Annotated in this window: 11 protein-coding genes; 7 read left to right on the top strand and 4 right to left on the bottom strand. The window is 61.3% G+C overall.

Annotation, left to right across the window (positions count from 1 at the left end; genetic code table 11):
• Positions 1-285: 285 nt before the first annotated feature.
• Complete coding sequence (locus tag G9463_RS15630) at positions 286-1,854, bottom strand: DNA-directed DNA polymerase II small subunit (RefSeq protein ID WP_165897216.1); 1,569 nt, start codon at positions 1,852-1,854, stop codon at positions 286-288.
• An 88-nt stretch (positions 1,855-1,942) separates the two neighbouring features.
• Between G9463_RS15630 and G9463_RS15625 the strand changes: the two genes are divergently transcribed.
• Both G9463_RS15625 and G9463_RS15620 read left to right on the top strand, forming a co-directional pair.
• The gene (locus G9463_RS15625) at positions 1,943-2,653 is read left to right on the top strand and encodes a S26 family signal peptidase (RefSeq protein ID WP_165897215.1); all 711 of its coding nucleotides are present in this window, start codon (positions 1,943-1,945) and stop codon (positions 2,651-2,653) included.
• Between the two features lie 128 nt (positions 2,654-2,781).
• Complete coding sequence (locus G9463_RS15620) at positions 2,782-3,435, top strand: S26 family signal peptidase (RefSeq protein WP_165897219.1); 654 nt, start codon at positions 2,782-2,784, stop codon at positions 3,433-3,435.
• Between the two features lie 69 nt (positions 3,436-3,504).
• Here the strand turns inward: G9463_RS15620 and G9463_RS15615 are convergent, their stop codons facing one another.
• Positions 3,505-5,079: a Cdc6/Cdc18 family protein gene (locus G9463_RS15615; protein WP_004959959.1), complete on the bottom strand. Its 1,575-nt coding sequence runs from the start codon at positions 5,077-5,079 to the stop codon at positions 3,505-3,507.
• 944 nt (positions 5,080-6,023) lie between these two features.
• Between G9463_RS15615 and G9463_RS15610 the strand changes: the two genes are divergently transcribed.
• From G9463_RS15610 to G9463_RS24360, 4 genes are all read left to right on the top strand, one after another.
• On the top strand, positions 6,024-6,665 hold the full coding sequence (locus G9463_RS15610) for an Era-like GTP-binding protein (RefSeq protein WP_004590329.1): 642 nt from the start codon (positions 6,024-6,026) through the stop codon (positions 6,663-6,665).
• 4 nt (positions 6,666-6,669) lie between these two features.
• Entirely contained in the window at positions 6,670-7,053 is a 384-nt protein-coding gene (locus tag G9463_RS15605; protein ID WP_004517591.1) for a DUF2073 domain-containing protein, read from the top strand.
• Positions 7,053-7,739: a Zn-ribbon containing protein gene (locus tag G9463_RS15600; RefSeq protein ID WP_007189570.1), complete on the top strand. Its 687-nt coding sequence runs from the start codon at positions 7,053-7,055 to the stop codon at positions 7,737-7,739. The genes G9463_RS15605 and G9463_RS15600 overlap by 1 nt, the downstream gene beginning before the upstream one ends.
• A 133-nt stretch (positions 7,740-7,872) precedes the next feature.
• Complete coding sequence (locus G9463_RS24360) at positions 7,873-7,998, top strand: hypothetical protein (protein WP_255458706.1); 126 nt, start codon at positions 7,873-7,875, stop codon at positions 7,996-7,998.
• Positions 7,999-8,121: 123 nt separating this feature from the next.
• Here G9463_RS24360 and mdh read toward each other — a convergent pair whose 3' ends face one another.
• A complete protein-coding gene (gene mdh, locus G9463_RS15595) occupies positions 8,122-9,036 on the bottom strand; it encodes a malate dehydrogenase (RefSeq protein WP_004959949.1) in 915 nt (304 codons plus the stop codon).
• Between the two features lie 127 nt (positions 9,037-9,163).
• Between mdh and G9463_RS15590 the strand changes: the two genes are divergently transcribed.
• Positions 9,164-9,892 carry an Sjogren's syndrome/scleroderma autoantigen 1 family protein gene (locus G9463_RS15590; protein WP_165897214.1) on the top strand — a complete coding sequence of 243 codons (729 nt, stop codon included), beginning with the start codon at positions 9,164-9,166 and terminating at the stop codon, positions 9,890-9,892.
• Here G9463_RS15590 and G9463_RS15585 read toward each other — a convergent pair.
• Positions 9,889-12,444, bottom strand: a complete 2,556-nt coding sequence (locus tag G9463_RS15585; protein ID WP_165897213.1) for a DEAD/DEAH box helicase — start codon at positions 12,442-12,444, stop codon at positions 9,889-9,891. The two genes, G9463_RS15590 and G9463_RS15585, sit on opposite strands and share 4 nt — an antisense overlap.
• Positions 12,445-12,500: the final 56 nt, after the last annotated feature.

Below are 12,500 nucleotides of genomic sequence, written 5' to 3'. Positions count from 1 at the left end.
TGCTGGCGACATGGCGCCAGCAGGGACGCAATCCATATGACGAGCTCAAGCGAGTCTCCCGGAACAACGAGATGATTTCACGAGATCAGGCTGTGCCGGCCGTTGAGTCCTCGGGGTAAACACGTACCAGATAGACATGGTTGACAAGTATACCGCGCGCCGCCGGCGCGCGGTTTCCCCGGTCGCGAACGCAGTGAGCGACCGGCCTTTTTCGCCCACGTTTTTGCAAGGGGGGTGCCCGCAGGCCGCTCCGCGGCCGAGGACACCCTCGCAGCAAAAAGGTGGTTAGGTAAACTTCCGGACCGTCATCGAGAGCGTATCAAGGTCCAAAATCGGTGCGAAACCGGCGTCAGGGTCGATGTTGACACTTTTCTGGAATTCAGTCTGGGCCTGCCAGCAGCCGGAGTTCAGCGCAACGACATTGTGGTACTCGCCCCAGCCGAGCTTGTGGACGTGGCCGGTGTGGAACACGTCGGGCACCTCCTCCATCACCAGATAATCGCGGTCCTCGGGGGCGAGTCGGGTGTGGCCGCCGTACTGCGGCGCGACGTGGCGCTTCTTCAGGAGCTGGTACATCGCCCTGTGTGGTTCCTCGTAGCTGGCTTCCTCGTCCGGGAGTTCGGCGATGACCTCGTCGAGCGAGACGCCGTGGTACATCAGCACTGTGACGCCCTCGACAGTGACCAGCGAGGGGTTAGAGTGGACCTGCGCGTCGTGGGCACTCATGATGTCCCGGAGTTCCTCGTCGAAGCCGGGCTGGGGCTCGGCCAGCCGAACGGCGTCGTGGTTGCCCGGAATCATCCGGATTTCCATGTCCGCCGGGACTTCCTTGAGGTACTCCGAGAACGCGCGGTACTGGTCGTAGATGTCGATGATGTCCAGTTCCTTGTCCTGCTCGGGATAGATGCCGACGCCTTCGACCATGTCGCCGGCGATGAGCAGGTATTCGACGTGCTCGGCCTCCGGCGTGTGGAGCCAGTCCGTGAAGCGGTGCCAGGCGTCCTCCATGAACTCCTGACTGCCGACGTGGACATCGGAGATGAGCGCCGCCTGAACGTGGCGGTCGGCGGTCGAGGGGCTGTGCGTTCGGGGCACATCCGGGAAATACAGCGAGTCCACGAACAGGATGCCAGCATCGTCGGCCAGCGTCCCCTCAACGGCGATAACCTCGTCCATGAGCAACTGCTGGACGAGGTCGGCGATAGGGCGGTCTTTCATGACCAGGCAGGGGAATGTCCCGTTCGTGTCTTCCAGTTCGACCAGCCAGTGACCGCTGGCTGTCGAGCGGATGTCAGAGACCATGCCGATCAGCGCGGCGTCGCTGCCACCGCCCATGTTCTCGATGGCGTCGGTCGGCCGGTGGTTCACTCTGCCGCGCAGTTTGCCCGCCAGTTTCTCGTAGCGGTCCCGGAACACCGCGACGAAGTCCGAGTACTCCCCGGTCCCAGTGGACTGGCCGGTCATATCGTTTGCGACGTCGATAGCTCGGAGGGATGTGTCCACATCCCGTGACCCCCCCGTTTCAGGTGGAGCGGACGCACCCGGTTCGGTCGATGAGGCTGCGTCAGTTCCAGTTGAAACGGAGGGGTGTGGTTGAGTCGGAGCGCCGGTTGTTTCGTTTCCGCGGTCTGGTTCGGTATTTGACGTTCCCTCACCGTTTTCTATCGCTTCAACCACAGATTCGACGTGGTCTGTTGTCAGCTTCAGCGCTTCATCAGGGAGGGTTTCGAGTGCGCGTTCCAGCGTCGTCGACGGGTCCCGCGTGTCGGCGATCCGAGTCACTGCCTCACGTTCCGCGTTGTAGCCGCGGCTCGCGAGTTCGCTGACGATGCGTGCCGGCGTCTCCAGAGGCACGTTCCACACTCCGTGTCTGTGGGCAAAAGGATAGCGGACCGACAGCCGTCACAAGATTGATACCCCGCTGTCGGCAATCCGAGGTAGGATGGGCCGGGACGAATCGACCAACAGCACGCCTTCAAGCGGGACAGACGAGTCTGTGGACGCCAGCCCTTCGTTTCGTTTTGGCCTGTACGTCCGTGACATCGGGACGAGTGTCGGGGCAGTCCTGCTTGTCGGCGGGTTCCTGTTTGCCGTCAGTGGGGTGTGGCCGCCGCTCGTCGCCATCGAAAGCGGAAGCATGGAGCCACACATCGACACCGGCGATATGGTCTTTGTCATGGACGCAGAACGCTTCTCGGGGCAGGAGGACCGTCACGGCGTTGTAACGGCAGCGGCCGGAGCCGAAACCGGGTATCAGACCTTTCAACAGCCCGGTGACGTCATTGTCTTCGAACCCAACGGTAACGAGCAGCGAACGCCGATCATCCACCGGTCGATGCTGTGGGTTGATGCCGGTGAGAACTGGTACGACCGCGCGAACCGAGAGTACGTCGGGAACGCGGACAGTTGCGACGAGCTTCGGAACTGTCCGGCGCCGCATGCTGGCTTTATCACGAAAGGTGACAACAAAGTGACCAACAGTGAATACGATCAGGTCACCGGAGCGAGTACCGTTGTCCGGCCGGAGTGGGTCATTGGAACCGGGATCTTCCGGATCCCACGTCTCGGGTACGTTCGGGTCCAACCGTCCCAGCTATGGCACACCTCAGTGTCGATGCCGGTCGGAGATGTTTCAGCGCCGGCGGCGAGCTGACCAAATCGGACGGTAGTGTTCGGTCCAACAACAGAAAGTTGATTGGCCGCCTCCGAGTATTCGTGGTACGAATGGCCGGGTCAGACCATCGGTCGTCGGACGGAGACGAAACCGAGAGGCCGGGAGGGATGATGTACGTGACCGATATCGTCAGTAGCGCCGGCTCAGTCCTGCTTGTCGGGGTGTTACTGTTCGCCGTTAGTGGTGTGTGGCCCCCACTCGTCGCTATCGAAAGCCCAAGCATGGACCCCCATATCAAGGAAGGAGACCTCGTGTTCGTGATGGAAGAGGACCGGTTCTCCGGCCCGGGTGACCACGAGGGTGTCGTCACCGCAGCGAACGACGACAGCTATCGAGCGTTCCAGCGTCCGGGCGACGTTATCGTATACGAACCCGACGGCAACAGTCGACAGACGCCGATCATCCACCGGGCGATGCTGTGGGTTGAAGCGGACGAGAACTGGTACGACCGGGCGAACCAAGACTACATCGGGAGTGCGGACAGCTGTGACGAGCTCACCTCCTGTCCGGCCGACCACGCCGGCTTCATCACCAAGGGTGACAACAACGGCCGGTACGACCAGGTCGGTTCCAGCCCCATCAGCGAGCCAGTCAAGCCCGGGTGGGTCGTCGGGACCGCAGAGATGCGAGTTCCATTGCTGGGGCAGGTTCGACTCCAGTGGAACCAGGCCGGCGCGACTGATGTGGGAGCGAACGAAACAGGACTAGCGGTGACAAACGAAGCAGAGACGGCAGCCGTGAACACGACGGCATCCGGGTAGCTCGTCTCACTCAAAGGGGACTGTTTCACCTGGAACAGCGAGTACTATGGAGATCGTAAAACACGCAGATTAGTTGTCGAACCGGGCCTGAACGAACGGCTGGACATCGTCGATATCGCCGAGTCGCGAATCAGACAGAAGCACCGCCTCCGTCTCTTCGGTTGGAACTGACAGCGAGATTTCTTTCGTCCGGCCGTAGCGGCCCTTCGAGACGACGACAGCGTTGACGATGCCGAGCATATCCAGTTCGGAGATGAGGTCAGTGACGCGGCGCTGTGTCAGAATATCGGCGTCGATCTCTTCACAGAGGTTCTTGTAAATATTGAACACCTCGCCGGTGTTGATGTTGTGGACACCGTTCTTTTCGAGGAGGATGATAGCGAAGAGGACAATCTTCGACTGCGTTGGGAGCGTCCGGACGACCTCCACAACACGGTCGAGTTCGATCTTCTCCTGAGCCTGACGAACGTGGTCTTCGAGGACGTTGTCCGTCTGGTCCCGTTCAGCAAGTTCGCCGGCCGTCCGAAGGAGATCAAGCGCGCGGCGCGCGTCGCCGTGTTCCTGTGCGGCGAAGGCCGCACACAGCGGGATAACATCCTCGGTGAGCGCGTCGCCTTTGAACGCGACGTCCGAGCGTGCCTGAAGAATGTCCCGAAGCTGGTTCGCGTCGTAGGGCGGGAAGACGATTTCCTCTTCGCCGAGACTTGACTTGACCCGAGGGTCGAGGAAATCGGTGAACTTCAGGTCGTTCGAGATGCCCATAATCGAGACGCGAGAGTTCTCCAGTTCGGAGTTCATCCGGGAGAGGTTATACAGGGTGTCGTCGCCGCTTTTCTCGACGAGTTTGTCAATTTCGTCGAGCATGATGACGACCACACGCTCGTGATAGTCGACGGCGTCGAAAAAGGAGCTGTAGACACGGTCCGTCGGCCACCCCGTCATCGGAACTTCCTCGAACTCCGACTTGTCAGCTTCCAACGATTCGATTTCGGCTTCGACATTGTCGAGGGAGCCAAACGCCGTCTCTTCGAGTGCAGCCGTGTTCTCGCGTGCCTGTGATTGAAGCTCCTCGAGTTCGGCGATGCGGTCGTCGATGAGCTGGGCATTCTTGTCGATGAACTTGTTCGCGAGCTGCGCCAGCACGCGGTACTGGGTGTCGGTCACCTCGCAGTTGATATACTCGACTTCACAGGGGACCTCGTATTTTTGTGAGGTCGTTTCGAGTTCCTCGCTGACGAACTTCGCGGACGCGGTTTTCCCCGTCCCCGTCTTGCCATAGATGAGGATGTTCGACGGTGTATCACCGCGCAAGGCAGTGACGAGAATCGTCGCCATGTTGTTGATCTGCTCCTCGCGATGGGGAAGTTTGTGCGGCGTGTACGAGGGGCGAAGGACCTCCTTGTTCTCGAAAATGGGTTCCCCTTCGAGAAGGTCATCGAACAGGCCACGGGACGCCTCGTCGGAGGGGTCGTCAGACCCAGCATCAAGATTGTCAAGAATAACATCATCGAGATCTGACGGCCCGGTCGATGTCCCAGGGTCCGTTTCGGCGTCGAGTTGTCCGTCGGACCCGTCAGCATCGTTCGACGTCTCTGTTGTCGACGGATCGGATGCCGGGGCCGGATTGTTGCTTTCGTCAGTCATAGTCGATCAAGAGGGTCCCCTTCGTTTCGTGTGGAGCGAGTTGGAGACACCGGAACAGAGGGAGCGAGGAGTGCGTCAGTACCGTTGTTAGTGAGCATCAGCGCTCTCCGGTGCGTCCAGTTGAACCACATGAACCGTACCGTGAATCGATATTAAATATTTCGGTACACCACCCATGAAAGATATATGTCGTTATATTGATTGTTTCTGTCGGGTGGGTACTGTTGTCCTAAAGAGGACTATAGCTTCAGTCTCACCGAGGTCGGATGGACATGATGCAGCGGGAGAGTGATTGGATAGGAACGGGAGCGGTGGCGCAGTTCCAAGAGCGAGTACGCTGTATGGATATGCGCAGGGTGCATCATAAACCGGCACTTACAGCGGAAACCGACTGCAACAGGCCAACCCCCCCACCCCTTCGTTTCCGGTGGAACAGGAAACAGGCCCGGGGGGAGGGGGTGGGGAGGCCGATGGTATCTTCTAGAAAGGGGAAAGACTTAATACGATATCATATAAACGAAAGCCGTACTAGATAAAACAAATAGCTAGTAGGGGTTAGTGTACAGTTTTCTAGTGTCTAGGCCGCTCTAGCTAGTGAAGTCACGAATCGCGCTGCTCTGAACAACTGGTGCACTCCCGATTCGACCGGCGATTCTCCCACCCCTCCCCAGGGGTGCATGGCGTTCCACTTGAAACGAAGGGGTGGGGGGCTAGGATGGGGCACCCAAATCTAAATTGTCTGATTTCGGATGACCGGACTCCACCCGAACAGCTCCCTGCCAACCGTTCCACACCCGTAGCAACGCCCGCACGCTGGTCTATGCCATGATATGCCCCCTCATGTCAAAAAGAAAACTCATGTCTGACGTAGGCTTAAGTGAATTCGCCTATCTTTTACGGGCAGAGCCGCCATACCGGACGACTCCGGGCGGCGGGAGGATAGGATGGGATTGTTAACAAACCTCAAAGATAGCATTTCACGTGCGGCATCGACACTGTTCTCCGAAGAGGATCCGAAGCGTATCGGAATCTACGGCCCGCCGAACGCCGGCAAGACGACGTTGGCGAACCGCATTGCACGAGACTGGACCGGCGACGCCGTCGGCCCGGAGAGTCACGTTCCCCACGAGACTCGTCGTGCGCGCCGAAAGGAGAACGTTGAAATCGAACGCGACGGAAAGAAAGTGACAATCGATATCGTCGACACGCCGGGCGTGACGACGAAAGTCGATTACACCGAGTTCCTCGAACACGACATGGAGAAAGACGACGCCGTCCGTCGCTCCCGCGAAGCGACTGAGGGTGTCGCCGAAGCGATGCACTGGCTCCGCGAGGATGTCGACGGCGTCATTTACGTGCTTGACTCCGCGACCGATCCGTTCACGCAGGTCAACACCATGCTCATCGGGATCATCGAGAGTCAGGACCTTCCGGTGTTGATCCTCGCAAACAAGATCGACCTGGAGGAGTCTTCGGTTCAGCGCATCCGAAACGCCTACCCCCAGCACGAGACGATTCCGCTGTCAGCGCTTGAGGGCGACAACATGGACGAAGTCTACGACAAAATCGCGGAGTACTTCGGGTGATATAATGGCAGAAGTCAAAGACCCAGACGACGGCGTCCAGATCGACCTCATCAGCGGCGAACGTATGGCCGGGCTGGCCTCGATGGAGAAGATCCGAATGATTCTCGACGGGGTTCGTGACGGCAACATCGTCATCCTCGAAGAGGGACTCTCACCCGACGAGGAGTCCCGCCTGATCGAAGTGACGATGACGGAGATCAGCCCCGACGAGTTCAACGGCATCGAAATCGAGACCTACCCTAAGTCCGAGGCCGCCGACGCCAGCATCCTCGACCGGCTGATGGGCAAACAGTCGACCCAGAAGCTGACAGTCATCGGGCCGGCGAACCAGATAGAGACGCTCCACAAGGACGAAACGCTCATCAGCGCCCTCGTCTCCCGGAAATAATGCCCCACCAGTGTACGGACTGTGGCCGTGGCTTCGACGACGGGTCGAAGGAGATGCTCTCTGGCTGTCCCAACTGCGGCGGGAACAAGTTCCAGTATCAGCCCGAGGGGGCCGACATCTCCGAGACGCCGGATGCGGAGCCACCGGAACCACCGGGACCTGACAGCACTGTCGCCCGTACCGTCGGCAAGACCGCCGCCTCGGTGCGCGACTTCGTCAGTGGCTCCACTACGGACGGGGACCGTCCCGCCGAGCAGTCCCATCTCGACGCCGACCGGTCGGCTGATGCACAGCCGAGTGACCCATCCCACACGTCCGGCTCGCCGTCGACCGAACCCGACCGTGCGTCTGCGGCTGAGGATTCAGCCCAGGCCAGTGCCCGCGGTGATATTGTCGAGCCAGACGAACTCCCATCCGACGCGCCGTCTGCGTCTGAATCTGAACACCAGTTCCGCCCTGTCGGTGCAGACCCTGACCCACCGGCGGAACCAGACCGGGAGGACCGTCCCGATCTGGAGGAACTGCGCGCGGAACTCAACGACCAGTTCGAGTCGATCAAGGTACTGGAACCCGGCCAGTACGAACTGAACCTGATGGAACTGTATGACCGCGAGGAGTACATCATCGCACTGCAGGAAGACGGGCACTACTCCATTCAGGTCCCGGAAACCATCCGCTCCGAGTGATTGTCACGGTCTTCTCGGCGCTTTTTGTGATTCGCCAATCCCGGATTACCCCGTAGAACCGCTGCATACAGCATTATGTATCAATGCGGGCACAACCATTATATAATATGCCGTGGATGCTTCGGATAACGCCATGAACCACCGAGAACTCCCGACATCGGACTCACACCTTGAAGAGTGGGCATCACTCCTCGGTGCTGATATCGATGACGACGGACGCGATAGCGACTTGCTTGACGAGCAGGACGAGCCCGCGTAACGGCCACTGTTTGTCAGAGAGCGCTCCTCGCAGTGACAGCCGCGTCTCCACACCGCTGGCGAGGCAAAATAATATTTGGGACGGGTGCCGTCCCGGACCCTGCCGACCGCGAGTAATATCTGGTTACGAGATTTTGTCGTACTGGTCCGAGAGCTTCTCGGCAGCGTCGGCCATCAGGTCCTGCTCGTAGTCGTCAAGATCCCACTCGACGATCTCTTCGACGCCGTTGCTCCCGAGACGGACCGGGACACCGAAGGCAGTGTCCTCGTGCCCGAACTCACCCTCTAGCTTGACCGAAGCCGGCAGTACTTCACCGGTGTCGTGGAGGATGGCTTCGACCATATGTGCGACACCGCGGGCTGGCCCCCACTCGGTCGCGCCCTTGCGCTCGATGACGTCCATCGCCGATTCCTGCAAGTCGCCGAGCAGCTGCTCTTTCTCATCCCCGCTGAATTCGGGGTCGGTGCCGTCAACGCGGACCTTCGAGAACACGGGAACCTGTGCGTCGCCGTGTTCCCCGAGGATCGTTCCTTCGACGTTCTGAACCGGGGCGTCGAACTCCTCGCTCAGGACGTAACGGAACCGCGCGGAGTCCAGTCGGCCGCCGAAGCCGATGACCTGCTCGCGCGAGCGGTCGCCGGCCTCGTAGAGGTGGCGGTTGAGCAGGTCGACGGGGTTCGAGGTGGTCAGCGAGATGTAGTCGTCGTTGTGTTCGTCCAGTGAGGACTGGATGTCCTCCATGATGGGCGCGTTGTCGCCCGCGAGGTCGATACGTGTCTGGCCGGGCTGGCGAGGAATCCCGGCCGTGATGACTACCACGTCTGAGCCGGCAGTATCCTCGTAGCCGCCCTGGCGGACGCGCGTGTTCGAATCGTAGGCGATGCCGTGGTTCGTGTCAGCGGCCTGCCCGACCGTGTCGTCTTCCTTGTCCGGGATGTCCACGAAGACGACCTCGTCAGCGATGTCACGGAGCGCGATGTTGTACCCTGCGGCTGCGCCGACCGTTCCGGCTGCGCCGACTACGCTTACCTTTGTCATACCATTCGAAAAGGCTCGGGCGCGAACGTTAAACGTGTCGAAACCCCAATTCCGACGGATATCGTTCAGGCGGTATCGACATCTCGCACCCGTAAACTGTTTTCAGCCCCGTGGCGTTGTGACTCGTATGAGCGACTTCGACAAGGAAGCCGAACGCGAGAAACTCCGCGAGAAGTTCGAGCAAGAGGAGGACAACCGGGCGGCGACCGAGCAAATGAGCGAACTCCTGTTGAAGGGCGCGACGATGACGAACGCCCACTGCAGCGAGTGTGGCGACCCCATCTTCCGCCACGACGGTCAGGAGTTCTGCCCCACCTGCCAGAAGCCGGTCGCTCGCGATACACAGGCCAGCGGGGCGGACCCGTCGGATGCTGACGAACAGGAGGGCCAGACCGACGACGGTGACCAGATCGAGGTTGCCGACCCCAGCGACGAGGCCCGCGTCCAGTTCGGCGATGGTGACGAGGCGGCTGCGAGTGCGCCGGACACGACGGACGACTCGACCGCTCCACCTGAAGCGGGGGGTGCTCAGTCGACTCGGCAGTCCGACCACTCGGAGCCAGCGTCACAGACTGCTCGAACAGGTGTTTCATCGGAGCCTAGCGGCCAGAGTTCGAACGACCAGCTGCGTGGGACACCGTCACAGAACCCCCCCGTTTCCGCTCGACAGCCAACGCCATCCGAAGGCGGGACCGGTGACGTTGCGGCAAATCTGGATGCGGCGTCTGCGTTACTGGCTGAAACAGTTCACCGCTTCGCCGAGCGCGCCGCGGCGACCGAGAACCCACGCGAGGCCCGCGAGCATCTGCAGGCGGCCCGAGAAGCGGCGGAAGCGCTGGATGCAGCGCGGTTCTAGGGTTCGTAGTCGCTGGCGATGACTTCCCGAATCCGGTCGGCTGTTACATCGCCGATGCCGGATACCTCCAGCAGGTCGTCTTTGTCGGCGGTCATCACCGCTTCGACGCTCCCGAAGGACTCTAGTAGCGTGCGCGCGGTCACCGGTCCGACTTCGGCTATTGCGGCCACGACGTACTCCTGTTGTTCGGGCAGCGTCTTCGACTGTTTCTCGCCGTGGACGCTCACCTCGCGGTCGGCGGTCTCCTGCTCCCGCCCGGCAATGACTTCCAGCAGGTCGGCGGTCTCGTCCTCGTCGCTGGTCCGCAACACGCTCGCGCCGAAATCGACCGCAAGCGACGCGAGGGCGCCCTGAATCGCCTTGTGGTGGACGTTGCGCGCACCGAAAAGATCCTCGCCTTCGATGATGACGACGGGCCGCCCGTAATTGCGTGTGGCGTCTCCGACCTGCTCGAACATCGATCGGTCGCCGCCCGTCAGTGTATCCATGAAGTCAGCGACGGTCTTGCGCTCGACGACCACGCGGTCCGAGAGGACGTAGTCGCCGACGGCCAGCGTTTCGAGTCGGGTCTCGATACCGTCCCGTGTCGAGAGGTCCCGGGCGATGTTCGAGTCGAGTTCCCGCTGGTCGGCGACGATTTCGACGGGGTCGTCCTCACTGTCGCGGCCGGCGCTGGCGACCGTTCCTTCGTCGTCTGTCGTCGCGGCAGTCCCCTCGCCCGCAGTCCCGGCGTTCCCTTCGTCGCGCGTCGTCGCTTCGCTGTCGACTTCGGCCGCTCCCTCATCGCCATCGGCCGCTTCTGACGGGTCGTCTGCGAAGGCGTCCAGACCAGCCTGCCCGTCACTGCCACTGTCTGCATCGGCTGATTTGTTAGCTCCGCTACCCCTCTCGTTTCCGGTGGAATCACCGCTCCGTGTGGCGGTTTCATCCCCGCCGGTTCCACTCGAAGCGGTCCCCTCGCCGTCCTCGTAGTCGTCGAGACCGGTCTGGTCGAGGCGGGCCTCCAGTTCACCGGCGACGCTTTTCAGTTCGTTCAGTTCGCGTTTCATCCGCTTCTGGTCGTTGCGAGCCTTCCAGAAGTACGCCTCATCGCGGGTGTCCTCGGCCAGCAGGACGACGACGCGACCCTCGGCCTGTCGTCCGGTCCGGCCTTTCCGCTGGATGGCCCGAATCGCGGTCGGCACCGGTTCGTAGAACAGTACGAGGTCGACCTCTGGCACATCCAGGCCCTCCTCGGCGACGGATGTCGAGACGAGCACCTCGAACTCGCCGTTGCGGAACCGGTCCAGCGTCTCCTGTTGCTGGGTCTGTGTCATCCCCTCGCTGCCGTCGGTGTCGCTCTGTCCGACGAACTTCTGTGTCGTGAAGTGGTCCGAGAGGAAGTCAACGAGCGTCTCGGCGGTGTCCCGCGACTCGGTGAAAACGATGACGCGCTCGCCGTTCTCGATACCGAGCGTCTCCGCAAGCAACATCCGGGTCTGGCGGAACTTCGGGTGCAGGTCGTCGTAGGACTCGGCTTTCCGCATCGCTTCGCGGACCTTTGGCTCGCTGACGAGGCGCTGGTCGGCCTTGGACGCCCCTGAAGAGCGAGCGGCCTCCTTCAGGCGCTCGAAGTACCGCCGCAGGGACTCGACGCTCTGGGTCTCGACGTAGGTAACGGCGGTCCGGAGCTTCCGGATCTCGGCGAGGAGACTCATCCCCTGATACCCCTCGCTCTGGTCGTTGTTCATCAGGTCCCGCAACTGGCCCTGAATCTGCTGAATTTCGCGCTCGGAGATGTCCGCCGAGGACTTGTTCGTGACGCCGAGTTCTTTCAACTGCGACAGGCGGTCCTTGATGACTTCGTTGATGGCGTCGCGGATTTCCACGACGACCTCGGGGAGTTCGATGCGTTTCCAGTCGACGCTGGTGTCGTGGGTGTACTCGGCCACGTCGGCGTCGTTTTCGGTCATCACGGCAACATCTGACAGGCCGAGGTTCTCACACACTTCGAGGATGGCTTCCTCGTCGTCTCCGGGGGAGGCGCTCATCCCCGTTACCAGCGGGTTCTCGGCGTCGGCGTGGTAGCGGTCGGCGATGTAGTTGTAGGCGTAGTCGCCGGTCGCCCGGTGACACTCGTCGAAGGTGCAGTGGGTTACGTCGGCAAGGGAGATGCGGTTGCCCACGAGGTCGTTTTCGACGACCTGTGGCGTCGCGATAACGATGCGGGCGTCGTCCCAGAGCGCGGCCCGGTCGTCGGGTCGGACCTCGCCGGTGAACACGACGACGTCCTCGTCGTCCAGTTCGAGCGCTTCGCGGTAGAACTCGGCGTGTTGCTGGACCAGCGGCTTCGTCGGGGCCAGCATGAGTGACTTCCCGCCGACGGCGTTGAGCCGCTCGGCGGTCACCAGCAGCGAGACGGTCGTCTTGCCCAGCCCGGTCGGCAGACAGACGAGCGTGTGGTCTCCGCTCGCCGTCTCCGCCAGTTCGGTCTGGTAGCGGCGGTTCTCCAGGAACTCCGGCGTCACCAGCGGGCGTTCGACGTGTTCGCCACCGGCGTCGGTGGTCGCCATTACCCACGCGTTTGTCCCGGCGGTGGTTAAGGGTTCAGATACCGCGGTGAAAGTGA

The sequence above is a fragment of the Haloarcula sp. JP-Z28 genome, assembly GCF_011440255.1.
Taxonomy (GTDB): domain Archaea; phylum Halobacteriota; class Halobacteria; order Halobacteriales; family Haloarculaceae; genus Haloarcula; species Haloarcula marismortui.
The sequence above is the reverse complement of the archived record's forward strand: the minus strand, read 5'-3'. Positions and strand labels throughout refer to the sequence as shown.